Annotated in this window: 21 protein-coding genes and 1 other RNA gene (1 of these 22 running past the window's edge); 8 read left to right on the plus strand and 14 right to left on the minus strand. The window is 66.4% G+C overall.

The genetic code is table 11. The features are described 5' to 3' along the window. The 4 genes from paoC to ssrA all read right to left on the minus strand — a co-directional run. Positions 1-1426, minus strand: partial view of an aldehyde oxidoreductase molybdenum-binding subunit PaoC gene (paoC, locus tag ACYQML_RS23730; protein ID WP_461234230.1) — the 5' portion only. It extends 782 nt beyond the left edge of the window; the window shows 1426 of its 2208 coding nt (coding positions 1-1426); the start codon lies at positions 1424-1426; its stop codon lies off the left edge, out of view. A 3-nt stretch (positions 1427-1429) separates the two neighbouring features. Further along, entirely contained in the window at positions 1430-2380 is a 951-nt protein-coding gene (locus tag ACYQML_RS23735; protein ID WP_461234231.1) for an FAD binding domain-containing protein, read from the minus strand. After that, positions 2377-3012: an aldehyde dehydrogenase iron-sulfur subunit PaoA gene (gene paoA / locus ACYQML_RS23740; RefSeq protein WP_461234232.1), complete on the minus strand. Its 636-nt coding sequence runs from the start codon at positions 3010-3012 to the stop codon at positions 2377-2379. The genes ACYQML_RS23735 and paoA overlap by 4 nt, the downstream gene beginning before the upstream one ends. 369 nt (positions 3013-3381) lie before the next feature. Next, positions 3382-3709, minus strand: a transfer-messenger RNA (tmRNA) gene (gene ssrA / locus ACYQML_RS23745). Between the two features lie 153 nt (positions 3710-3862). On the opposite strand from ssrA, the gene ACYQML_RS23750 reads away from it, so the two are divergent. Beyond that, a complete protein-coding gene (locus ACYQML_RS23750) occupies positions 3863-4432 on the plus strand; it encodes a ClpP family protease (protein WP_056425959.1) in 570 nt (189 codons plus the stop codon). 133 nt (positions 4433-4565) lie between these two features. Here the strand turns inward: ACYQML_RS23750 and ACYQML_RS23755 are convergent, their stop codons facing one another. Further along, positions 4566-7325 carry a molybdopterin-dependent oxidoreductase gene (locus ACYQML_RS23755; protein ID WP_461234233.1) on the minus strand — a complete coding sequence of 920 codons (2760 nt, stop codon included), beginning with the start codon at positions 7323-7325 and terminating at the stop codon, positions 4566-4568. Then, positions 7322-8149, minus strand: coding sequence for an FAD binding domain-containing protein (locus ACYQML_RS23760; protein WP_461234234.1), 828 nt, complete (start codon positions 8147-8149; stop codon positions 7322-7324). The genes ACYQML_RS23755 and ACYQML_RS23760 overlap by 4 nt, the downstream gene beginning before the upstream one ends. Before the next feature lie 233 nt (positions 8150-8382). On the opposite strand from ACYQML_RS23760, the gene ACYQML_RS23765 reads away from it, so the two are divergent. Next, entirely contained in the window at positions 8383-9246 is an 864-nt protein-coding gene (locus tag ACYQML_RS23765) for a DUF6925 family protein (RefSeq protein ID WP_461235776.1), read from the plus strand. Between the two features lie 30 nt (positions 9247-9276). Here ACYQML_RS23765 and ACYQML_RS23770 read toward each other — a convergent pair whose 3' ends face one another. From ACYQML_RS23770 to ACYQML_RS23785, 4 genes are read right to left on the minus strand one after another with little or no spacing between them, the layout of a single operon-like run. After that, positions 9277-10125: an alpha/beta hydrolase gene (locus tag ACYQML_RS23770; protein WP_461234235.1), complete on the minus strand. Its 849-nt coding sequence runs from the start codon at positions 10123-10125 to the stop codon at positions 9277-9279. Next, positions 10122-10901 carry an ABC transporter ATP-binding protein gene (locus ACYQML_RS23775; protein WP_461234236.1) on the minus strand — a complete coding sequence of 260 codons (780 nt, stop codon included), beginning with the start codon at positions 10899-10901 and terminating at the stop codon, positions 10122-10124. The genes ACYQML_RS23770 and ACYQML_RS23775 overlap by 4 nt, the downstream gene beginning before the upstream one ends. Further along, a complete protein-coding gene (locus ACYQML_RS23780; protein ID WP_461234237.1) occupies positions 10894-11739 on the minus strand; it encodes an ABC transporter permease in 846 nt (281 codons plus the stop codon). The genes ACYQML_RS23775 and ACYQML_RS23780 overlap by 8 nt, the downstream gene beginning before the upstream one ends. Next, positions 11736-12683: an ABC transporter substrate-binding protein gene (locus tag ACYQML_RS23785; protein WP_207411729.1), complete on the minus strand. Its 948-nt coding sequence runs from the start codon at positions 12681-12683 to the stop codon at positions 11736-11738. The genes ACYQML_RS23780 and ACYQML_RS23785 overlap by 4 nt, the downstream gene beginning before the upstream one ends. 405 nt (positions 12684-13088) lie before the next feature. On the opposite strand from ACYQML_RS23785, the gene ACYQML_RS23790 reads away from it, so the two are divergent. From ACYQML_RS23790 to ACYQML_RS23800, 3 genes are all read left to right on the plus strand, one after another. Next, positions 13089-13991 (plus strand): LysR family transcriptional regulator, encoded by a 903-nt coding sequence (locus ACYQML_RS23790; protein WP_419951172.1) that lies wholly within the window; start codon positions 13089-13091, stop codon positions 13989-13991. 248 nt (positions 13992-14239) lie between these two features. After that, positions 14240-14986, plus strand: coding sequence for a PIG-L deacetylase family protein (locus ACYQML_RS23795; protein WP_461234238.1), 747 nt, complete (start codon positions 14240-14242; stop codon positions 14984-14986). Next, a complete protein-coding gene (locus ACYQML_RS23800) occupies positions 14983-15831 on the plus strand; it encodes a glycosyltransferase family 2 protein (protein WP_461234239.1) in 849 nt (282 codons plus the stop codon). The genes ACYQML_RS23795 and ACYQML_RS23800 overlap by 4 nt, the downstream gene beginning before the upstream one ends. 208 nt (positions 15832-16039) lie before the next feature. Here ACYQML_RS23800 and ACYQML_RS23805 read toward each other — a convergent pair whose 3' ends face one another. From ACYQML_RS23805 to ACYQML_RS23820, 4 genes are all read right to left on the minus strand, one after another. Next, positions 16040-17116, minus strand: a complete 1077-nt coding sequence (locus tag ACYQML_RS23805) for a glycosyltransferase (protein WP_461234240.1) — start codon at positions 17114-17116, stop codon at positions 16040-16042. Next, a complete protein-coding gene (locus ACYQML_RS23810) occupies positions 17113-18228 on the minus strand; it encodes a glycosyltransferase family 2 protein (protein WP_461234241.1) in 1116 nt (371 codons plus the stop codon). The genes ACYQML_RS23805 and ACYQML_RS23810 overlap by 4 nt, the downstream gene beginning before the upstream one ends. After that, a complete protein-coding gene (locus tag ACYQML_RS23815) occupies positions 18221-19330 on the minus strand; it encodes a glycosyltransferase (protein WP_207411723.1) in 1110 nt (369 codons plus the stop codon). The genes ACYQML_RS23810 and ACYQML_RS23815 overlap by 8 nt, the downstream gene beginning before the upstream one ends. A 209-nt stretch (positions 19331-19539) precedes the next feature. After that, positions 19540-19926 (minus strand): tautomerase family protein, encoded by a 387-nt coding sequence (locus ACYQML_RS23820; RefSeq protein WP_461234242.1) that lies wholly within the window; start codon positions 19924-19926, stop codon positions 19540-19542. 115 nt (positions 19927-20041) lie between these two features. On the opposite strand from ACYQML_RS23820, the gene ACYQML_RS23825 reads away from it, so the two are divergent. The 3 genes from ACYQML_RS23825 to ACYQML_RS23835 all read left to right on the plus strand — a co-directional run bounded on the left by ACYQML_RS23825 (position 20042) and on the right by ACYQML_RS23835 (position 23294). Next, on the plus strand, positions 20042-20944 hold the full coding sequence (locus tag ACYQML_RS23825; protein WP_461234243.1) for a LysR substrate-binding domain-containing protein: 903 nt from the start codon (positions 20042-20044) through the stop codon (positions 20942-20944). Positions 20945-21164: 220 nt separating this feature from the next. Continuing rightward, entirely contained in the window at positions 21165-21464 is a 300-nt protein-coding gene (locus ACYQML_RS23830) for a hypothetical protein (protein WP_419951164.1), read from the plus strand. Positions 21465-21800: 336 nt separating this feature from the next. After that, positions 21801-23294, plus strand: a complete 1494-nt coding sequence (locus ACYQML_RS23835; protein ID WP_461234244.1) for an HWE histidine kinase domain-containing protein — start codon at positions 21801-21803, stop codon at positions 23292-23294. Positions 23295-23342: the final 48 nt, after the last annotated feature.

The following is a 23342-nucleotide window of genomic DNA, read 5'->3' on the forward strand; positions in this document are numbered from 1 at the left end:
TGTAACTGCCGGTGCCGATATCGGTCATATCGGTCTCGACAGTCACGACGCCTCGATCGTCGAGGCGAACACGCGCGCCGGACTTGACGTTGATGTTGTTGCGGAATGCGGAAGCGACACCCAGCCCGACGAGCCAGCGTCCTTCGTGGACCTGACCTGGCTTCGCGATCCGCTTGTCCCACCCGAACTTTGCAGCACCCTGGCGCAGGCATTCGACGAGGCTGCGCTGGGAGAACCGGCGCTCGGGCTTCTCGGGATCGACCTGCGTGTCGTTGCGAATACGGAACTCCACCGGATCGATCCCGATGCGCTCGGCCATCTCGTCCATGGCGATCTCGAGCACCATCAGGCCTGGAGCCTCACCGGGCGCGCGCATGGAATTGCCCTCCGGCAAATCGAGCATGGCGAGGCGGGTCTGGGTCATGCGGTTGGCGCCGCCATAGAGCAGGCGGGTCTGCTGCACCGCAGCCTCCGGCTTGCCGCCGGGCAAGTTGCCGGACCAGCTTTCGTGGCCGATCGCCGTGATCGTCCCGTCCGGCGTCGCGCCGAGCCGGATACGCTGAATCGTAGCGGGGCGGTGAACCGTGTTGTTGAACGTAAGCGGCCGCGTCAGGGCGACCTTCACCGGTCGCTTGGCGGCTCGCGCGCCCAAGGCGGCCATCACAGCCTCCGAACGCAGGAATAGCTTGCCGCCGAACCCGCCGCCCACGAAGGGGGAGATGAGGCGGACCTTCTCCTTCGGCATACGCAGGGTCAGAGCGAGGTCCCGCGTCCCCCAATCGATCATCTGGTTCGAGGTCCAGACGGTGAGGCTGTCGCCGTCCCAGGAGGCGATGGAGGCATGCGGTTCCATCATCGCATGAGCATGGTCGGGTGTCGTGTAAGTAGCATCGAGCTGGATGGGCGCCGCCGAGAAAGCCCCCTCGAAATCACCGATCGATGTATCAGAGGGCGCGCTCGCGAGCTTCTCCGGCTTCCCGGTGTCCTTCACCGCCGCAAGATCGAAGGCGCCCTCGGTCTCGGTGTAGTCCACCCGCACGAGCGCTGCGGCTGCGCGCGCCTGCTCGAAGGTTTCGGCCACCACCAGTGCTACGGCTTGATGGTAATGCTCGATCTCCGGGCCACCCAGAAGCTTGGCGGCGTTGAGCTTGCCCTTGTCGAGGGGGCCGGCATTCTCAGCGGTAACGATAGCCAGGATACCGGGTGCCGCCTTGGCAGCGCTCAGATCCATCGCATTGATCCGCCCTTTTGCGATGGTCGCGCCGATGACATAGCCATAGGCTGCCTTCGACTTCGGATCGTACCAATCGTAGGCGTATTGCGCCCTGCCCGTCGTCTTGAACGGACCGTCGATCCGGTCCGTGGGCTTGCCCACCACCTTCAGTTCGTCAATCGGGTTCCGACCCGCGGGAGTGTCGAACTTCATGGTTCAGGCCCTCGCTTCGGTCAGGACGGCGCCAAGTGCGCGCTCGGTCAGCTTCAGTTTGTAGGCATTGTCGTCAGTCGGCCTCGCATCCGCGAACAGACGGTCCGTCACGGCCTTCGCTCCCTTCGGAAGCTCCGCTTCGGCGGCCTCGTCACGCCAGGGCTTCGGAGCGACACCACCGATTGCCACGCGCCCGCTTCCGTCGCGCTGGATAACGGCCGCCACGGAGACCAAAGCGAACGCGTATGAGGCGCGGTCCCTGACCTTGCGGTAGATATGCGTCCCCGCCACCGGCTTGGGGAGCGTGACAGCGGTGATGAGTTCGCCGGGCTGCAGGCTCGTCTCGATCTGCGGCGTGTCTCCCGGATTGCGATGAAACGCGGCGATGGGGATCGTCCGGGTAACTCCCTCACCGTTCACCGTCTCGACATGAGCGTCGAGGACCCGCATGGCCACGGCCATGTCGCCGGGATGCGTGGCGATACAGGCTTCACTGGCACCGACCACTGCCAGCTGGCGGCTGATACCGCCGATGGCGGAGCAACCGCTTGCAGGCTGGCGCTTGTTGCAGGGCTGCGCAGTGTCATAAAAGTAGGGGCAGCGGGTTCGCTGAAGCAGATTGCCGGCCGTGGTCGCCTTGTTCCGTAATTGGCCCGAGGCACCGGACAGAAGAGCCCGGCTCAGCACGGCGTAACCGCGCCGCACCCGCATGTCGGCCGCCAGATCGGTGTTGCGCACCAAGGCGCCGATCCGTAAGCCCCCCTCCTCCGTCGGCTCGATCGTATCGAGAGCCAAGCCGTTGACGTCGACGAGGTGGGTGGGCGTCTCCACCTGTAATTTCATCAAGTCCAGGAGGTTGGTGCCGCCGGCGATGAACTTCGCGCCGGGGACGCGCGTGATGGACGCAGCGGCTTCGGCCGGTGATGTTGCCCGCTCATACGTAAAAGACTTCATGCCTGCCTCCCCGCAACTTCGGACATGGCATCGACGATGTTGGAGTAAGCACCGCAGCGGCAGATGTTGCCGCTCATACGCTCGCGGATCTCGTCAGTGGTGAATGAAGCGGTCGCGGTGAGATCAGCGGCGATATGACTTGGGATGCCAGCCTTGATCTCATCGAGGACCGCAATGCCCGAGCAGATCTGGCCCGGCGTACAGAACCCGCATTGGTAGCCGTCATGCTTGATGAAGGCTGCCTGCATCGGATGTAACTCGTCAGGCTTCCCCAATCCTTCGATGGTGGTGACGGTATCGCCCTGGTGCATCACCGCCAGGGTCAGGCAGGAATTGATGCGTCGGCTGTCGACGATCATCGTGCACGCCCCGCATTGGCCGTGGTCGCACCCTTTCTTTGCACCCGTCAGGTGAAGGTGCTCGCGCACGGCGTCGAGGAGGGTCGTACGAGTATCGAGGTCGATTTCGTGGGCCGTTCCGTTCACGGTCAGCGAAACCTTGGACATGACGGGGCCTGACGCATCGCGAGAAGCAGCCCACGCGGCGGAGGGACAGGCAACGGCGACGGCACAGGCTGATGCTCCTGCCATCAGATCGCGCCGGTTGAGTTCGAGGTCTTCAGTGCCATGCATGGCGTTCTCCGAGCCTGAGCCATAGACATAAAATTCCGTTGAGCCATGTCGCGGAAGTCTTCGCGAAGCTTCGACTAGCCTCCGGCAAACGCTCAATGGTCAACAGCTTTCCCTGATGATGCGAATTAGCGCAGGCACACCAGACAGCAACGCTTTGGAAAAGTTCTAGAGCACGAATGTGCGTACGCACACATGACCTGCTGGCACGATCACTCAGCAGGAATTGTTGTGACGTGCCGGACGGTCTGACGCTGAAATCTTGCATGGGAGATCTATGCGACAAACATACGACAATAGAGCCGAAAACGGCAGTGCCGCGGCTGACTGATATTCATCAAATGAGTGAGAAAAAGTGGGTCCCGGGGCCGAAGCCCCGGGTTCTGTTTCGACGGTTACCCTACCGCAAGATGCTTACGCCGCGAGGCGGGCATCCATGACAACGTTATCGTTGGCATTTAGAGTTTTGGCCAAATATTTGGAACAGGGGTTACCTGCGCCAAACCGGTCGAGTCCTTACCGACGCTCTCGCGATCCCTTTACCGCCCAGTCGATCCTATTTCGCCCCCATCAGAAACGCATCACGATGCGCTTTTGGTGGAGGCGCCGGAGTACTGCCCTCCGGGTCCTGAAACGTTATTACGAACCGGTCATCAAACGCAGGCTCGATATAGGCTTGGTGGGCTGAAAAGTCCAGATCCGTCGCCGGGACGTGCGGATGGCCTCACCGCCCCACCCGCGATTTTTCGCCGTCACCGCAACTGCCGGCGGGATTGGGGATTCTGATCGGACAAGAGCCGGGCATGAGTCCTGCGGGAGACCGCTCCCCGCGCAGCCCGGCCAAGGATCGACAATGGACACTTCGCCTCTTTCCGCCCCGGATTTCAAGGCCCCCGCCATCCTGCTGTCGGGCCCGGTCGACAATGCGATGTACAAGGACTTCCGTCGCCAGTTCGACGCCGCCTGCGAGCGCGATCTTGTGGTGGTCGAACTCACGACCCTCGGCGGCGACCCCGAAGTAGCCCGTATGATGGGCGAGGATATCCGCTTCGCTAGCGAGGTCACGCCTCACCGTCGCCTTGTCTTCCTCGGAAAGGCCGCGATCTACTCCGCCGGCACGACCCTCATGAGCTTCTTCGCCCGCCCCAACCGCTATCTCACGCGGGGGACGCGGCTCATGATTCATGAACGCAAGATGGCGAAAACTCTCGAGATCCACGGCCCGCTGACCACATGCATCGCCAGCCTAAAAGCGACGTTGCACGAGATCGAGACCTCCATCGAGATTCAGAACGAGGGTTTCGCCAACCTCGTAGCCGGCTCGAATGTCACCCTCGACGAGGTCATCGAGAAAGCGCCGTACAATTGGTACATCGAAGCTGACGAAGCCAAGCGTCTCGGGCTGATCGAAACGGTTCTCTGAAAACTTCCCGCCGAAGTATAAGTCGCTTCGGCGAAGAAGAGCGTAGCAAAAACCATTCAACAGCTGCACTCGACCAAACGTGGTTGGGCGCAGCTCTCTTCACCGGTACGAAATCGTCGGCAAATGGCCGATGTCATACCGGGCTGTCCCGGTGCTCTACCGCCTCCATCACCGACAGGTAGACACGGTCCGGCGCAAACGGGGTCGCGGTGAGCCGTGCACCCGTCGCGTCGCGGATGGCATTGGCAAGTGCCGGAGCAACCGGGTTGAACGGGCTCTCGCTCATGGATTTCGCGCCGAGCGGGCCAATGCGGTCGTAGGTGTCGGCAAAAAAGACCTTGGTGCGGGGTACATCGGCGAAGGCTGGGATGTGATAGTTGCGGAACGTCTGCGTGACCACACGCCCCTCGTCATCGATGCGCACAGCCTCGTACAAGGCCGCACCGATCGCTTGGGCTACGCCACCCTCGATCTGCCCACGGCATTGCATCGGGTTCATGACCCGGCCGGCATCGGCGGCATGCAAGCTATCGAGGATGCGCACTTCGCCGCTCGACCGGTGCACTGCGACCCGGAAACCCTGGACGTTGAAGGCGACGGAGCGCGGCGAGCCATCTGCCTTGCCCCTGCGCACGATGGGGCCATCCGAAAGGAGGTCCGAGAAGCCAATATCCCCCGACGGGCTCGAGACGCCGTCGCGGTGTACACGGTATTGATCGGGAGCCCCCCCTCCCCTCTCGGCGGCAGCCTCGCGGAGGCCCTGCGCCAGCGCAAGTGCGGCTTTCAACGTCGCCTGCCCGGCCACCACGATACCGGTCGATCCATAAGCACCGGTGTCGTGGCCGATGCGGTCGGTGTCACCGTGGCAAAGGGAGATGCGGTCCGGGATCGTGCCGAGGGCGGAGGCCGCAATCTGCGCATGAACCGTGGTCGTCCCGTTGCCGAACTCGGCGGTACCGACATCTAGAGCGTAGGTCCCGTCCGCTCGAACCGCGATTCGCGCTTCGGCGAAATGCCCGCGCGGCGGGATCGTGTCGATCATCGCCAGGGCCATCCCTGTGCCGACGAGCCAATCAGCGGAAGGAATGTCCGCCGAGGCGAGCTCGCGCATGGCGGCTGCAACGAGATCGAGGCACTGATCGAGGCCGTAGCTTCCGTATTCCACGTCGTGCGGTTCGAGGCTGTTCGACACCATCGGATCGCCGGGGCGCACGACGTTGCGGCGGCGCATCTCGAACGGGTCGAGGCCAAGGCCGCGCGCCAGTTCGTCCATGGCCGATTCCACCGCGAAGATGGTCTGGCTCAAGCCATAGCCCCGGAACGCGCCGCTCGGCAGAGTATGCGTATAGACCGCATATCCGTCGACACGCTTGTTGGGGCAGCGATAGACGCCGATCACCTCGTTGCAGCCATGATGGATCACGCCGCCGGCATGGTTGCCGTAGGCGCCGGTATTGGAGACCACATTCAGCGCGATCGCCGTCAGAGTGCCGTCCCGGCGGGCACCCAACTTTACGGCCACTCGCATCGGGTGGCGTGTCGTGGTGGCGCTGAACTGCTCCTGACGTGTCAGCTCCCATTTGACGGGGCGACCGGTGGCGAGAACGGCGAGCGCCACGAGATCTTCAGTCAACATCTCCTGCTTGCCGCCGAAGCCGCCGCCGACCCGGCCACAGAGCACCCGCACCGAATCGCGCTCAAGCTCGAGGAGGTCGGTCAGCGCATCGCGGGTGAGGAACGGCGTCTGGGTGCTGGAGCGGATGACGAGGCGGCCGTCCTCATCGCGCCAGCCGAGGGCTCCGTGGGTCTCGAGATGGGCGTGCTGCACGCGCTGGGAGTGATAGGTCGCCTCATGGATCAGGTCCGCCTCTGCGAACCCCGCCGTGACGTCGCCGACCTCGCCATGTACCTCTGCAGCGAGATTAGGATGAGAGAGGCGAGGCGGCGCATCCTCACCCGCCCGGTCGGCACTGTCATGGACCAGGGGGGAGCCGGGTCGCATGGCCTCGTCTGGATCGAGCACCGCATCGCGGATCTCGTAATCGACGAGGAGCGCCGCACAACCAGCCTCCGCCGCTTCCTCGCTAATGGCCACGACGGCCGCGACCCGCTGGCCGATGAAGCGCAGAATCGGATCGAGAATCCGCGTATCCGCTGCGTCGTCGAGGGGATTTTCATGCCGCCCGGTGGAGAAGCTCTTCGCCGGCACATCCTCATGCGTGAAGATGGCCACGACACCCGGCACGGCCAGAGCAGCCGCCCTGTCGATCCGTGAGATTCGCGCATGGGCATGGGGCGAGCGCAGCACCTTGAGATGGAGCAGGTCGGGCACGGCCAGATCGAAGGTAAAGGCGCCATCGCCCGTGACGATCCCCCTCCCCGCCGGGGCCGGGATGCTGCGCCCGCACGGCTCGCCGTCACCATCCGCGAGGCGTTCGACGCGCGCCACCCCCGCGACGGCGTCGGCGATGGCGCCATATCCGGTGCAGCGGCAGAGATTGCCCTTCAACGCGGTGGCGAGATCGCTCCTTTGCCCCTGATCCAAGACCGATGCGGTCATGATCATGCCGGGGGTACAGAAGCCGCACTGGTACCCCTGGGCGTGGAGGAAAGCCTGCTGCATCGGGTGTAATCCCGCCGTCTCACCGAGCTCCGGCGCGCAGGACCCAGCCAGCCCTTCGATCGTGGTGACGCGGCGCCCCTCGGCGCGGAAGGCGGGCAGCAGGCAGCTATGGACCGGCTCGCCGTCGAGATGGACCGTACAGGCGCCGCAATCCCCGGCATCACAACCTTTCTTGACCCCGAACCAGCCGAGTTCGCGCAACATCGTGCGCAGACATTGGCCGGGCCGTGGCGATGCATCCTGCTCCTGGTCGTTGACGTGCAGGATCATGCCGGAGTCTCATTCTCGAATTCGCGCCTGATCTCTTCGGCGAGGCTGAAGGTCATGTGCCGCCGCCAATCCGGCGCGCCGTGAACGTCGTCATGATACATCGCCATTGGCACCGCCTCGGTGATGGCAGCGGTAAGCGCTGCCTCATCCGGCAGCGCGGGGAAGACCAGGCGCAGCGGGCGACGCGTCGAGGCCGTGATGGTCAGAGCGAAAGAACCTCCTCGGTCCAGGGTACCGATCAACAGGGCACCGGAACGTCCATTGGGGCTCAGGGAGATCTGGCGGAAGGCAGTCCGGCGTTCCAGCGCGGCCACGGGGAGATCGACGCGCCGAAGAATTTCTCCGGGCGCCAGGACATTGCATTGCGCGCCGATGATGAGGTCGACGATGGCGACCTCACGGTCCGCCCCCTCGGGCGTCCAGACGAGGCATGTGCCCTCCAGGGCCGTGGCGAGCGCGATCATCGGCGCGGCCGGCAGCGCGAGGCAGATGTTGCCTCCCACGGTGGCCATGTTCCAGATCTTGAACGATCCGAGCAGCGCCCGGCAGCATTGCGCGAAGAGCGGCGACGCGCGCCAGGAGACCGGCAGATCGAGACGAAACAAGTCGGCGATGGTGCAAGTCGCGGCGATGGAAAGGCCACGCTCACTCACCTCAAGTGCTTGCCAGCCGAGCCGGGAAAGATCGACGAGCCGGCGCGTATGCGGCTGGGGCTCGGAGAACAGCCACGTCCCACCGGCCAGCCACGCATCGCCGTCCTGCCAATTGGCCAAGTCGAGGCGAGTCCTCGGCGTGGCGACGGCGCCGACTGAATTCAGGTCCATCCTCGAAATCCATGAATGATCAGGCCGAGAGACTGCCCGGTCGAGACGACAATGGGAAGCGCCCGGCGAGGGCGAACGCGTCGGGTCCGCAGCAATTTCAGTGCCGCCTGTGATCGCGTCTCGCGCACGACGCTCCGCCCCGGTAATCTGCTGCGATGGAGCTACTCATCGATGCGTTTCTCACGACAAGGCGCTCACCGGGCGCAACCTTCGGGAGCCCTGTCGTGGATCTGATGGCGAAGGCGCTCGAAGATCCCTCTACGACTTGGAGTTTCGGCAGTTTCGGCGCGGTTGCGAGCTTTCTCCGGGACCCGGCTGAAGAAGCGCGGTCCCTGCCGGACGCGCGGATGGGTCTGACCACGACACGGGGAGCCATCGCCCTCGACCCAGACGCCGACTGTCGACCAGTTGCTTACGAAACAGGATTCGCGTTCGGCTGGAGTCATGCCGTCGCCCTATGCCTGCCCGATGATGCCTGCGCCATGAATAGACGGTCGGTCATCACCGAACTCGGCCCCGATCACCATGCAGCAAAACCCGAGGACCGCGACGGTATAGTGTTCGATCTCGGTCTGAACCTACTCGCTGTCGATGCCTGTATTCGGACGAACGATCCCGGGACGATCGCACTGCTTAGAATGGCCGCCGGAGAGAACCTATTCGGACCCGGCGATCCCATCGCCGCTCAGCTCGTCGCCGCCGGTCCTCATCGCGTCTTCGTCACCCGAATCGGGCGGATCGAGGTGTTTTCGCCCATCCGCATCGAAGCGGGATCGGCCCCGGTCGGCCCGAGGACCCATCTCCTGCCGAACATCCTGCGTCTCGGCCGAACCCATCCCGCCACGGCTCCGATCCCGCCCGGCTGGGTGCCCTGCGGCGCAATCCACCCACCTCATCCGTGCAGGGACAGTGCCGGGGGGAGAATTCCCTTTCGGCGCGAGCGGCATGAGGCTTTTCAAGCCATGCTGGCGCGCTGGGGCGACCCTGACCTGCTCGTAGCGAAGAAGGGGGAAGCCGTCATCGGACGCCATGCGAGGAGCGCGCGGCGAGCGGGCGAGGCTCAGGAGGCGTGCCTGCGCGGCGAAAATTCGGAGTGACGGGCCGGCTTCGGCACGGCGAGAGGAGCGCTACGGGCCCTTCCCGGCGAGCTCCACGGCGAGGGCCGTCAGCGCGCCGTCGGGGCGGATCAGCTCGTCGAGAATCGAGAAATGGTCGTGGCCGGGCAGTTCGGCGAAAGTCGAGGCGTTCCCTGCGCACCGCCACGCACGGTCGTAATCAGCGGAATGCCGTCGCAATTCGGGCAATTCGTTCGATCCGCACACGATGGCGAGGGGCTTGTCCGAATGCGGCACCTGCCGGATCGGCGAGAGCGCCTCGATTTCCGCATCGGTGAGGTGCAGGCGGTCGTCGAGCTCGGTGTGCCGGATCGGTTCCAGATCGAACACGCCGCTGATGGCGAGGCCCGCATCGACCTCGGGCCACGCCATGGCAAGCGCCGCGAGATGCCCGCCCGCCGACCAGCCCGAGACGACGAGGCGACGGCGCCCCCTCCCCTCCTGCAGACCGCGCAGGAACACCAGCGCCGCCCGGATCTCGGCGGCGATCTCGGTGAGGCTGGCCTCCGGCGCCAGGGTATATCCCACCAATCCCACATCGAGACCGTGACGCGACGGTCCTTCGGCCATGCAGGCGAAATCCTGGCGCGTATTCCTGATCCAGTAGCCGCCATGGATGAAGACGAGGAGCGGCGCATCCTCCGCCCCGCTCCGGAACAGGTCGATCCGGTTCCGCTCGGCCGGCCCATAGGCAAGGTCGAGCGTGTGGGGGTGGAGCGCGCGAAACGCGGCGCTCCGGGCACGCCAACCGGACAGTCGCGCGGCAGAATCGGCGACGGCGCGGGTGTTGTCGTAGGCGCGGCTCAGGGTCTCGCGGTCCATCCGGCGCCAATCGCCGGATCGCGACGCGGCCCCGATCATGCGGCCACGGGGGCGTGGTGGCTGTGGAGCTGGGCCGAGAGCATCCGGCGCACGTCGTTGAAGGCCGGGCTCGACACGTCCCGGCGGCGGGCGAGGTCGATTCCGTGGATCGCGTCGATCCGGCCGGGGCTCGGGGACATGACCACCACCCGGTCGGCGAGGAAGATCGCCTCCTCGATGGCATGGGTGACGAACAGCACCGTCAGGCCGGTGCGGCTCCACAGGCCGAGGAGCTCGTCCTGCAGCCGCTCGCGGGTCATGGCGTCCAGCGCCCCGAACGGCTCGTCCATGAGGACGATCTCGGCATCGTTCGCCAGCACCCGCGCGATGGCGACCCGCTGCTTCATGCCGCCGGAGAGCTGGTGCGGATAGGCGTCGGCGAAGCGCTGCAGCCCGACGAGGGCGATGTAGCGCTCCACCGTATCGCGGATCTCCGCCGCCGGCCGTCCGCGCGATTTCGGGCCGAAGCCGATATTGTCCCGCACGGTGAGCCAGGGGAACAGGCCGTAATCCTGGAACACCATGCCCCGGCTCGGGCCGGGCCCCTCGATGGGCTTGCCCCACATCAGCGCCTCGCCGCCGGTCGCCGTCTCGAAACCGGCCACGATGCGGAGCAGGGTGGACTTGCCGCAGCCCGAAGCGCCGAGCAGGCAGATGAACTCGCCCTTGGCCACGGTGAGGTTGGCGCCGCTGAGCGCCTGGACCGTGCGGCCCTGGACGGCGAAAGATTTCGACACGCCGCGAATGTCGAGGATCGGCACGGTGGGCTCAGCCATGTGAAGGGCTCCAGGCGAGGAGACGCTGGCCGACCAGCATCACGGCCCGGTCGCAGACGAAGCCGGCGACGCCGATCACGATCATGCCGCAGATCACGATCTCGGTGCGCGAGAGTTGCCGGGCCTCCATGATGATCGCGCCGAGGCCGGTGGGAACGCCGGTCATCTCGCCGACGACGATCACCACCCAGGCGAAGCCGAGGCCGAGGCGCAGACCGGTGAAGATCGAGGGAAGTGCCGCCGGCAGCACCACGCGGGCGAACTGCGCCGACCCCCGGCAGCCGAGCATGGCGGCGGCCTCGAACAGGCGCGGCTCCACCGAACGGACCCCGAAGATGGTGTTGACCAGGATCGGGTAGAACGCGCCGAGGAAGACGAGGAAATAGGCCGAGCGCGGGCCCAGGCCGAACAGGATCATCGCCAGCGGAAGCCAGGCGGTCACCGGCACCGGGCGCAGGATCTGCAGGGTCGGGTCGAGGATCTGGCGCATGAGCGGCACCCGGCCGATGAGCAGGCCGAGGGGCACCGCCGCCAGGGCAGCGAGACCGAACCCGCCGAAGACGCGGGTGAGCGAGGCGGTGAGATGCGTTAGCAGCGTGCCGCTGAAGGCATCCCCCTCCGGTCCGCCGATGGCGAGATCCACCATCGCCATCCAGACTTCCGCGGGCGGCGGGATCAGGCTGTAGGGTTTGCCGACCGTGAGCAGATGCCAGGCAATGCCCATCGCCACCGGCAGGGCGAGGGCGAGCAGCGCCTGCTTTAGGCTCGCGAAGCTCGGAAGCGCGCGGCGCGTCGCGACCTCCTGCACCGCCGGGGCGGAAACCGCCGGCGCGCTCACGAATCCCTCATCGCATCGACGAAGCGGGTATCGATGAAGCTGGAGAAGTCGGGCAGGCGCTTGATCTGCCGCGCCGCCAGCATGTGTTCGGAATAGGCCTTGGCCTGTTTGACTTCCGTTTCTCCGAGCTTCCACTTGAACTCGACATTGGGCACGGAGAGCTCGATGGCCTCCCGCTTCTGGCCGAGCTTCTGCACCGCCATCGCCACCGTGGCGTCGCGGTTGCTTTGCGCGAAATCCGACCCCTTGCGGTGGATCTCCAGCATGGTCTTCACCACCTCCGGCCGCTCGGCCAGCGTGTCGCGATGAGCGCCGAACACCATGTTGAGGGAGCCCATCTCGGTCCCGTAGGGATACTCGACCAGTGTGCCGATTCCCGTGGAGAGGCTGACGCCGGGGGCGGGCTCCGCGCCGACATAGGCGTCGACGTCACCGCGTGCGAGGGCGATGTGCATCTCGCTGAAGGAGATGCGGACCGGCGTGATGTCCTTCACGCTCACCCCCTCCATCCGCATGCGCTCCAGGGCGAAGACCTCCTGGGTCGAGCCGGGCCAGATCGCCACGCGCTTGCCCTTGAGATCGGCGACCTTCTGGATGCCAGACCCGGTCTTGGCGATGATGGCCATGCCGCGATTGCAAGTGGAGGCGATGACGACGATGGGCTCGCCCGCCGCCGCCCCAAGGGTGCCGGCGGCGATGCCGAACGTTCCAAAATCCACCGATTTCGTCACGACCGCGTTCTTGCACTCGGTGGGACTCTCGAACGGGATCACCTCCACGGTGACGCCGGGCGGCGCGAACTGGGCGTAGAAATACGGCGCAATGGAATGGATCAGCTTCAGCGATCCCATCCGGATCACGATGGGCGTCTCGGCCCGCAGCACCGACGGTGCGGCGACGAGGCCGGCGCCGAGGCCGGCGAGGAAGGTGCGACGACGAATCATCTGAGCCGGCTCCGACATGATGTGAACCCGGACAGGGTATGTCGGGAGGCCGTTGCAAACGAGTGCTGGTTATCGACGATGGTGTTGCGGATTTCGCAACACCTGGCGTAGGGCGGAGCTCTCATCTTATGCGCCGCAAGACTTCGGTTTTTGGCAAAGTCTCGCTCGGCACAGCCCAGGAAGTTTGGCCCCCACCGTCATTCCGGGTCGCCGAAGGCGAGCCCGGAATCCAGAATCGCCGCGGCTGCTACGTCGAGCACGCGTAGCGGCTCTGGATTTCACGCTTGCGCGCGCCCTTCGGGTCCGGGCGCCGCTACGCAGCCCCGGAATGACGGAGGCGTGTTCACGTACAGGGGAAACCGAAGCCCTATGTCCTCTTGAGGTGCTTGCCATAAAGCTTTTGCCATGAAGCATCTGCGCACCCTGACCTACGTTTCCGAGGTAGCGCGGCGGGGCTCGATCCGCCGGGCGGCGGAGGCCCTGAACATCGCGCCTTCGGCGCTCACGCGGCAGATCCAGGACCTCGAATACGAGCTGGGGACGCCGATCTTCGAGCGGCTGGCGCAGGGCATGCGGCTGAACGCGGCCGGCGAATTACTGGTGCGCCATATCCGGGATCAGGTGTCGGACATGGAGCGGGTCCGCTCGCAGATCGCCGACCTGTCCGGCGTGCGGCGTGGACATGTGGCACTGGCCTGCAGCCAGGCCTTCGTGAACCAGATCGTGCCGGACGAGGTCCGGGCCTACCGGGCGCGCTTTCCCCTCGTCTCGTTCACGGTCCAGGTGCGCGACCATGCCCAGGCGGTGGCGGCCCTCGTCTCCTTCGAGGCCGACCTCGCCCTCGTGCTGCAGCCGCCGCCGTCGGTCGATCTCCACGCCCTGTTCACCTGCCGGCAGACGCTCTGCGTGGTGATGCGCGCCTCGCATCCCCTGGCCCAGGAGGGAGGGCCGGTGCGGCTGCGCGAATGCCTCACTCATCCCCTCGCCCTGCCCGACCGGTCGCTGGCGATCCGCCATCATCTCGACGATGCGCTGGCGCGGCGGGGCACGCCGTTTCGCCCCGCCGTCGAATCGAGCTCGCTGGAATTCCTGCGCAACCTCGCCCTGCGCGAGGATGTGGTGAGCCTGCAGGTGCCGAGCGGCATCCCCAACGACCAGCGCCTCGTCAGCCGGCCCATCGACGAACGCGACCTCTCCCCCATGACCCTGATTCTCGGCCAGCTGCGTGGGCGGATGCTACCCGTGGCCGCCGCGAAATTCGCCGACGGCCTCGCCGCGAGCCTCAACGACCGCTACGGCGCGGCGTGACTTGTTCAGGCGGCATTCCGGTTCGGTCGATACACTCCACTGATCTTCGCTACCGAGGTCCCGCCCAATCCCCCTCATAGCTGCGGCATTCACCCATCTGATGTTTCAGGATGACCGCGTCCCTCTCCCCCTTGTGGGGAGGAGAGCCGCGCTGCCCGCGAAATCGGTGAATGCCGTGGGGACAGGGAACGGGTTGGGACAATCATGGCGATGGCGCTGCCATCCTTTCACAGGGACTAATCGCTACCATGCATGCCGACGCCTTTCTCACCGCCGCCGAGAATCTCCCCGTGGCGGATCTCGATGCCCTCACCGATGGTGGCGGGCTCGTCGTCGTCGCCCCGCATCCGGATGACGAGAGCCTCGGATGCGGCGGCCTGATCGCCACGGCCTGCGCGCGGGGGCGCGAGGTGCGGCTCGTCATCGTCAGTGACGGCTGCGGCTCGCACACCCATTCCGCCCTCTATCCGCCGCTCCGCCTCCGGGCGCTGCGCGAGGAGGAGACGCTGGAAGCGGTGGCGGCGCTCGGCCTCGCTCCCGCCAACGTCACGTTCCTGCGCCTGCCCGATGCGGGAGTGCCGAGCAGCGGCCCCGAAGCGCAGGCGGCGGCGGATGTCGTGGCGTCCGTGGCCAAAGAGAGCGGGGCCGGCGCGGTCTGCGTGACCTGGGCGCACGATCCCCATTGCGATCATCAGGCGGCGGCCGCCATCGTGAGGCTCGCCCAGCCGAAGCTCGGCGCGACGAAGGCCTTCGCCTATCCGGTCTGGGGCTGGACCCTGCCGCAGGGCACGGAAGTCGGCGGTCCTCCGTCGGGCTACCGCGTCGATGTCAGCGCGCATGTGGCGGCGAAGGCGAGGGCCGTGGCGGCGCATCGTTCGCAGACCACCGACCTCATCTCCGACGACCCGACGGGTTTTCGCCTCGCGCCGGAGATGATCGCGCGCTTCCTTGGCCCCTACGAGATCTTCGTCTCCATGCCGGCGGACGCCGCGTGAGCGCGACTGTCATCACCCTGAACAAGGGCCGCGACGCGCATCTGGCGCGCCTTCTCGAAGGCCTCGGCCGGGGCACGCATCCGGCCGAATGCATCGTGGTGGAGATGGGGGCGAACCCCGCCCCCCTCCTCGATCACGGATTTCCGATTCGTCGTATCGACCTTCCGAGCACAGGACTGCCGCTCGCCAGCGCCCGCAACGCCGGACGCCGCGTGGCTTCGGGCGATCATCTGATTTTCCTCGATGTGGATTGCATTCCCTCGGCCGATCTCGTCGCGAGCCTCGACGCGGATCTCGGCCAAGCCGACGGGCTGATCTGCTGCGAGGTGAGCTACCTGCCGGCGCGGGCCGTCGACGATGGCTGGACCGAGGCGGGGTTGCGCGCGTTGGGCCATACCCATCCGGTACGGAGCTTCCCGGCGACGGGCTTGTCCCGCACCGACAATCCCGGCCTGTTCTGGTCCCTCGCCTTCGGTGTCCGGGCCACGACCTTCGACCGGATCGGCGGGTTCGACGAAGCCTTCGACGGCTACGGCGCCGAGGATACCGACCTCGCCTTCCGGGCCGATGCCGCCGGCATCCCGATCCTATTCAGCGCGGGCGGCCACGCCTTCCACCAGTATCACGGGGCCTTCGACCCGCCGCTGCAGCATTTCGCCGACATCATCGCCAACGCCACCCGCTTCCATGCCCGGCACGGACTCTGGCCCATGGACGGCTGGCTCGATGCCTTCGCGCGGTTGGGATTGCTGCCGCCGACCTGGCGCGAGGCGCCGACGATCCTGCGCATGCCGACCGCGGACGAGATGGAAGCCGCGCGGGTGCCGCTGGACCGGCCGTTTTAGGTATTGGTGTAGAAGCGCTGGCGGCTTTGCTTTCAGACGTCGAGGGCTGGTTCATCCCACCCTTCACCTCATCCTAAGGCGCCGGAGCGTAGCGGAGGCTTCGAGGGAGCCCTCCAGAGGCCGATGCGATCCCTGGAGCCCTCCTTCGAGGCCGATCCGCGGCGCCTCAGGATGAGGCGGAGGATTGGACCAACACCTCAAACAGGCATTAAATCCGAGGCGTGCGACGCTGCTCGATTCCCTGAATCACATCCTCGATGATCGCGACCGTGCGGCCGATGGCGTCGGCCTGGACAAACCCGCCGATCACCTCCGGATCGAGCGCGAGGGTCGCGCGGACGAGGGCCGGCCAGTCCGAAGCGTCGGGCCATTCCGTGCGGACGATGGCCGCGCCGAGTTTCGCCAAAGCCTCCGCTTTCGCCGTCTGTTCGTCGAAGGCGCGGGGTTCCGGCAGGCAGAGGAAGCGCTTGGCCCGCGTCGCAACCGTCGCGACGACGCCGTCGCCGCCGCCGCCGACCACGAGGGCGGCGCGGTCGAGATAGGGGCCGGTCTCGGCGACCCAGCCATGGAGATGCAGGTTCGGCGGGAGATCGGCGGTTGGTGACTCCACCGGGCCGAGAACGTGCCAGTGCCGGTCGGGCACGGCACGCGCGGCGGCCGCGAGGTCGGAGACCGAGCCGCCGGCCCCGCCTCGCCCGTAGATCACCGCGATGGAGCCGTCTTCCGACGCGCCCGCCTTGGGGGCATCGGCCAGGAAGCCGGCATAGAGGGTCTTTGCCCTCACCCAGTCCGGCGTTCCGGCCGTCTCGATCTCGGGCGGGTTGAAGGCGAGGAGGTGCTCCGCCGAGCGGAAGCCTTCGAGATGCGGAATGTCGGTGCGGTTCCCAGCGAGGCGAACCACCAGGGTCGGCACCGATAGGAGACGCGCGAGGAGCGTCACCTCCACCGACACGTCGACGATGAGCAGGGCGGGATCGTGCTCGGCCATCCAGGCGGCGAGCATCCCCATCCGGGCGCGGATGCGGTCGATCCCCACCGGGACATAATGAAAGCAGTCCGGCCGGATCGCCTCGCCGTCCTGGCCGTCGAAGCCGGTGAGGCGGTCGTCGGGCAGGTCGAGGATCGCCCCGTTGGCGCGCGAGGTGTCGATCTCGGCGAAGGTGCCAATGAGGGTCACCGGCCGGTCCAGGCGGGCGGCGATGAGATTCGCGCGCTGCCAGTGACCGGCGCCCTGATGGTGGACGTAGTAGCCGACAGGGCGCCGGCTCGCCGCCGCCTCGCTCACGCGACGCGAGCCGTGCGCCTGTCGATCAGCCGGGCGAGCAGGGCATCGAGCCCCGCGATGGCCTCGTCGAGGGGGACATGGGCCGGCTCCGGCCCGATCTCGCCGACCCTCTCCCCCACGCGTTCGGCGAAGGCGATGGCGTTGACGCAGGTTGCCGGTAGGATCGCGGCGATGTCCTCCGCCGAGACGCCGAGCGCGCGTAAGCCGGCTTCCGGGCCGCCCTTGGCGCTCCAGGCGAGGCGGAACGCGCGCTGGCGCTCGATCACGGCGAGCCAGTGGCTGGCGGGCGGAAGGCGATACTCTTCCTCACCGGCGACGACGCGGGCGCGGCGAGCCATCTCGGTGGCCATCCCGCCGGTGACCCGGCCGGTGCCACGATCGGACACCGAGATCGAGACATGGGGGCAATGGCGCACGCGGCCGCCCGCGAGGCGGACCTTGGCGACCAGGGCGTTGTCCTCACCGCAGGGAATCGCGGGCAACCCGCCGACCTCGCGGTAGAGCGCGGCACGCAGTGCGAGGCTCGCCGCAACATGGTCGCCGTGGCGGGGCGCCGGATCGTGGGCGGGGGGATCGATGGCCTCTTCGAGGGCGCGCACCGCGACCCAGTATTGTTCGATCCGGCGATGGAGCGCGTGGATCTCCGGGTCCCGGTTCTCGCTCTCCTCCGTCTCGATGACGAGACGGCCGCCCACGAGTTCGGAATGTTCCAGGGCCACCAGATTGGCGCGGGCCCAGCCGGGCGCGGCGACGGCGTCGGCATCGGTGCTGAGAAGAACGGCATCCTCGACGCCGTCAGAATCCAGCCAGTCGGCCCCCGCATCCAGCGCCATCCGGCGCGCGGTGCCCACATGGGCCACCTCACGCGGCACCACGGCTTCGATCACCCGGAGATCGAGATGGCGCGTCTCGCCGTTGCGCTCCATCTCGCGGATCAGCGACACCGTCGCGTCGGTGCAGTTATTGGCCAGGATCACGACCCGCAGCAGCGCGCCGTCTCCCGAACCGATCTGCCGGTCGAGGGAGCGCACGAGGCGCGGCATCACCTCGGCCTCGTTGCGGGCGGGAACGCAGACGACGGCCCGGCCGAGGGAGAGCGGGTCGTTACGCATTGTCGAGAAGCGATGCGCGAGCGCCGGCCGGGACCGGACGGACGGAGACGGGGGTCGACCAGCGGCGGATTTCGGCATGGTACATCGCCTCGTAGCGGTCGGTCATGGTGTCGGCGTCGAAAAGGTGCTCGGCCCGGCGGCGGCAATCGTGCCGGTCGAGGCGGATGGCACGGGCGAGTGCACGGCCGAGATCCACCGGATCGTCGGCGACGGCGAGAACGCCCGACGTCTCGTCCAGGATGTCGGGGATGGCGCCGCGCGCGAAGGCCGCGACCGGCGTGCCGCAAGCCAGGAACTCCGCCAGCACGAGGCCGAACGGCTCCTCCCAGCGCGGCGTACACAGGGCCACATGGGCCTCGCCGACGCGGCGGGCGAGTTCGGCATGGCCGAGATGGCCGAGATAAGTGATGTCCGGGCCGAGGCGGGGTGCGATCTCGGCGTCCCAATAGGCGCGGTTGCTCTGCGGGCCGGCGAATTTCAGGGGGATGCCGGCGACACGGGCGGCATCGATGGCCAGATGCGGCCCCTTCTCGGGGACGAGGCGTCCCATCCAGATCGCATGGGGCTCGCCCTTGGGGATGGGCGAATAGGCGAAGGCGTCGAGATCGATGCCGTTGCCGATCACCAGCGGCTCGTCGATGAGCGGCAGCCACTCGCGCGCCAGGGATTCCGAGACGGCGGCGAAGGTCATGTCGTCCGCCCGCGCCTTCACGCCGCGCACGAAGGGTTCGAAGGGCGGCGTGTGCAACGCCGTCACCATCGGCGCGCCGAGGTCGCGGGCGCGCAGCAACGGCAGGTAATGCAGGCTGTTGTTGTGGATGATGTCGAAGTCGCCGCGCGCCACATCCGCCACCATCGCCTCGTAGGCGGCGAGCTCGGCGCGGTCGATCCGCAGGGCGGATTCGTCGTCGACGGCGCTGCCGGTGGGCGGGCAGACCGCCTTCAGGCATCCGCGCGCATCCGACCCTTCGGAGGCGTAGAGCGTCACGCTGTGCCCGCGGGCACGCAGGGTGCTCGCGAGCAGATGCGTGTGCATCTCGAGCCCTCCCGAGAAGGGCTGGGCGATGGGATATTTGAGGTGGGCGAGCAGGGCGATCTTCACGGGGCTGCAGACATCACTTCTCGAGTGTCCTACGCCGCGAGTGACGCGGCCGACGGACACTGGAATGCCCCCACGGTCCCGTTCGACGCGACAGTAAGGCCGGCAAAGGCCTCTACCGTGCTCATCTAGGATGACACAGGTGAACGTCGCCCGAACGACCTCGGCAATATGCCGATTGTCCGAACCCGTACCATCCGGCCCGCAGAATCTCAGCGCGCCAGCCGCCGGTGCTCCTGGGTCAGGCCGTCATAGCCCCAAGACTCGGCCGCGATCTCCTGGACCACCACGTAGGTCGCCAGCGGCAACCCATCCCCCAGCACCCGATGCAGCAGGGCATTGGCCTCCGCGATGAAGCGGGCCTTCTGTTCGGCATCGTTGGTGCCCGCCGTCACGGCTGCCTGAATATGGGCCGCGCAGCCCAGCGGCCGGGCTCCCACCTGCCATGCCTGCAACGGCACCTCCTCGACCAGCACCGACGTCAGGTCGGCGTTCTTGCCGAGCACCCCGGCCATCAGCTCCGTCACGCCGCGATGCAGGCTGTCGAACTGCTCCGCAGCGATGGCCGGACCGGCGATCTTCACATTCACGAACGGCATCGGGTCTTCCCTCCCCTTCGGATCGCGGACGCTCCGCGATTGACGGTCGAATGATGACCCTTCTTAATAGTTTGGAAAATCTCGTAATTCTGAAGCATCCGTTCGGAAAAACTCAATGGTCCTACCGGTCAACCTCGATATGGATGTGTTGCGGTCCTTCGTGGTCGGGATCGATCTCGGCAGCTTCGCCAAGGCCGCCTCGCGTCTCGGCCGTTCGCCTTCCGCGATCAGCCTGCAATTGCGCAAGCTCGAAGATCAGGTCGGCCAGCAACTCGTGCAGAAGCACGGGCGCGGGCTCGTCCTCACCGAGGCGGGCGAGATGATGCTGGGCTATGCCCGCAGATTGCTCGACCTGAACGATGCCGCCGTGAGCGCCCTCGGCTCGCCGGCCCTCACGGGGAGCGTTCGCATCGGCCTGCCCCAGGATTTCGCCGAGACCTGGCTGCCGGAGACGCTCGGCCGTTTCGCGCGCCTGCATCCCGGCGTCAGGATCGACGCCCATGTGGATCGAAACGCCATCCTGCGACCCTGCCTGGAGGCCGGGGAGCTCGACCTCGCGCTCCTCTGGGACGAGGATGGCGTCGAGCGGGATGGCACCGTCATCGGAACCCTGCCGATGGCCTGGATCGGGCCACGCCACGGCATCGTACAGAGCGCGGACCGTCCACTCCCGCTGATCCTGTTCGGATCGCCCTGCATCTTCCGGCACGCGGCCCTCGAAGCGCTCGACGCGGCCTGCATTCCCTGGCGGATCTCGTTCAGCAGTCCGGGGCTCGCGGGCCTGTGGGCGGCTGTCTCGGCCGGGCTCGGCCTGACCGTGCGCACGCCCCATGGCCTGCCTGTGTCCCTCGAGGCGCTCGATCCCTTGGACGCGGGCCTGCCGCCTCTGCCTTCCCTCTCGTTGCGCCTGCTCATGGCGCCGGCGGTGAAAAATCCAGCGGTAGAACGCCTGGCAAGTCTTCTCCGCGAGGTTCTGACCGATACGATAGATGTCAAGAATCACCAGATAACAGCATGATTCGACTATGGTTTCGAGCCCTAAAGCATTAACGGAACCGGCTTTTGTGCGGCGCAAAACAATTCTCGAAACAACCGTCAGAGCGCTGCAGGAAATGGTGGCTGACGTTACGCATGACCTGCAATTTTGTCCTTATAGATGCGGGGCAATCCGGAAAAATATTGGAACGAATGACGCATGCCATCCATTACGACATGAGAAATACTTCCTGGAGGAACAGATGCGACAGATTTCCAAGCTCATCGGCGCCGGCGCCATCGTGATGCTCAGCTCCGCCATGGCTCTCGCCGCTCCCTGTGCCCCCGGCTCCACGGCGGATGGGAAGGCGGCCATGAACGACAAGAGCTCGAAGGTCGATCCCGGCGCGACCGGCAATGTCAGCCCCGGCGCAAAGGCCGAGTCGCCCGGTACGGTCGGCGCCATGAACAATGTCGGTGCCAACACCGCGACCTCGGCCTCGGACGTCGCGAAGCAGCAGGACGGCAAGCCCACCGCGGCGGATGCCGCCAAAGGCTGCTGAACGCCCCTTCCCCGATCGTCAGGACGCCCGCCCGGTTCGACCGCGGCGGGCGTTCCGCGTTCTGGGCAGCGTCCCGGCGTCTGAAAGCGTCGATCGCGTCAAACAGCACCGCTTCAGCCAAAGGACCGGTGTTCTGTATGTAAACATACACAAATCAAGGCAAAATAACGGCCAGGGAACTCTTCACGAGAGAGCTGTCAGATAAGTCGAGATGAAGCCTTGCTTAAGCTTAGCTCACGCGTACAACGAATAATGTCCGAATCGCTTCATCGCGCACGGGTCGGATTCTAGGTCGAGGCAACGCGTGAGACATTGGACCATCCTGGGCGCCGTATCGTGATCCGGTTTTCCGAACAGGAGCGGATCGCCTCGGAGATCGCCCGCACCGTCGACGGACCGGACCCTTTCGCCGCGGCCCTCCGGGCCACGCGGATGCCGATGGTCATCGCCGACCCGAACCTGCCGGACATCCCCATCGTCTTCGTGAATGCCGCTTTCGAGCGCGCCACCGGCTACTCCCGCGACGAAATCCTCGGCCGGAACTGCCGGTTCCTTCAGGGCCCGAAGACCGATCCGGCGGCCGTTGCCCGCATTCGTGACGCCATCGACAGAGCCGTTCCGATCGAGATCGACCTGCTCAACCATCGCAAGAGCGGAGAGGTTTTCTGGAACCGCCTCCTCATCGCACCGGTCTTCGATTCGCAACGCAAGGTCGCGTATTTCTTCGCCTCGCAATACGATGTGACTTTGGAGAAGGACCGTCTGGTCCGGTTGCAGAACGACCACGACGCGCTGGAGGCCGAGGTGGAGCGCCGCACCGTCGCGCTTCGCCGCAGCGAGACGAATCTGCGCTTCGCGCTCACCGCCGGCCAGATCGGCTCATGGAGCCTCGATCTCGTCGCGATGACGCTCGAGACGTCCGACCACTTCCGGGCGAATTTCGGCCGGGATCCCGATGAGCCGTTCAGCTACGGCGAGATGAGCGCCGCGATCCATCCCGGCGACCGCGAACGGATGAAGGCGCAGATGCGCCGATCCATCGAGCAGAACATCGATTACGATATCGAGTACCGGGTCGTCACGCCGTCCGGTGACCTGCGCTGGGTCCATATCCGCGGGCAGACCGTCTACCGTCCCGATGGAACGCCCGTCAGCATGGCCGGGGTCTCCCTCGACATCACCGCGCGCAAACACGCGGAAGAGCATCGCTCGCTCCTCGCCGGCGAATTGACCCATCGGGTGAAGAACACCCTCACCCTGATCCAGTCGATCATCCGCCAGACCCTGCGAACCGCTCCCACCCTGGAGGAGGCGGGCCGGTCCCTCGAAGCCCGGGTGGTGTCGCTTGCCGCGGCGAACGATGTGCTGACCGAGGAGGCCTGGGACAGCGCCTCCATCGCCGACATCGCCGAACGCGCCCTCGCCCCGTTCCAGAGCAAGGGGCGGGAGCGCGTGCATGTCGAGGGCGGCGAGATCAGGCTGCCGCCGCGCGGTGCCCTGGCGCTCGCCATGGCGCTGCACGAACTCGCCACCAACGCGGTGAAATACGGGGCCCTGTCCAACGATACCGGCCTGGTCCGGCTGTCTTGGAGCCTCCTCGACGACACGGCGTCCTTCTCCTTCCGCGTTCTCTGGCAGGAGACAGGCGGTCCTCCGGTGGCCGTGCCGACACGAAAGGGCTTCGGATCGCGGCTGATCGAGCGGGCTCTGGCACAGGAGATCGACGGCACGGCGAAGATCTCGTACCGGCCGGAGGGTATTCTCTTCGTGGCCGAAGGCATCCTGCCGGGACATGCGCAGGATGAGGGCGAGTCTCCGGGCTCCGCTTGACCCGCTGGTTCTGAAGCTCGAAGGAAGTCGCACGGCAAGCGCGACGAC

This window comes from Methylobacterium sp. CM6244, assembly GCF_054817885.1.

Coding starts and splice junctions, on each gene's coding strand:
- ACYQML_RS23735 (WP_461234231.1), bottom strand. CDS start 2,380: ATGAAGTCTTTTACGTATGAGCGGGCAACATCACCGGCCGAAGCCGCT.
- paoA (WP_461234232.1), bottom strand. CDS start 3,012: ATGCATGGCACTGAAGACCTCGAACTCAACCGGCGCGATCTGATGGCA.
- ACYQML_RS23750 (WP_056425959.1), top strand. CDS start 3,863: ATGGACACTTCGCCTCTTTCCGCCCCGGATTTCAAGGCCCCCGCCATC.
- ACYQML_RS23755 (WP_461234233.1), bottom strand. CDS start 7,325: ATGATCCTGCACGTCAACGACCAGGAGCAGGATGCATCGCCACGGCCC.
- ACYQML_RS23760 (WP_461234234.1), bottom strand. CDS start 8,149: ATGGACCTGAATTCAGTCGGCGCCGTCGCCACGCCGAGGACTCGCCTC.
- ACYQML_RS23765 (WP_461235776.1), top strand. CDS start 8,383: ATGGCGAAGGCGCTCGAAGATCCCTCTACGACTTGGAGTTTCGGCAGT.
- ACYQML_RS23770 (WP_461234235.1), bottom strand. CDS start 10,125: ATGATCGGGGCCGCGTCGCGATCCGGCGATTGGCGCCGGATGGACCGC.
- ACYQML_RS23775 (WP_461234236.1), bottom strand. CDS start 10,901: ATGGCTGAGCCCACCGTGCCGATCCTCGACATTCGCGGCGTGTCGAAA.
- ACYQML_RS23785 (WP_207411729.1), bottom strand. CDS start 12,683: ATGATTCGTCGTCGCACCTTCCTCGCCGGCCTCGGCGCCGGCCTCGTC.
- ACYQML_RS23790 (WP_419951172.1), top strand. CDS start 13,089: ATGAAGCATCTGCGCACCCTGACCTACGTTTCCGAGGTAGCGCGGCGG.
- ACYQML_RS23795 (WP_461234238.1), top strand. CDS start 14,240: ATGCATGCCGACGCCTTTCTCACCGCCGCCGAGAATCTCCCCGTGGCG.
- ACYQML_RS23810 (WP_461234241.1), bottom strand. CDS start 18,228: ATGCGTAACGACCCGCTCTCCCTCGGCCGGGCCGTCGTCTGCGTTCCC.
- ACYQML_RS23820 (WP_461234242.1), bottom strand. CDS start 19,926: ATGCCGTTCGTGAATGTGAAGATCGCCGGTCCGGCCATCGCTGCGGAG.
- ACYQML_RS23825 (WP_461234243.1), top strand. CDS start 20,042: ATGGTCCTACCGGTCAACCTCGATATGGATGTGTTGCGGTCCTTCGTG.
- ACYQML_RS23830 (WP_419951164.1), top strand. CDS start 21,165: ATGCGACAGATTTCCAAGCTCATCGGCGCCGGCGCCATCGTGATGCTC.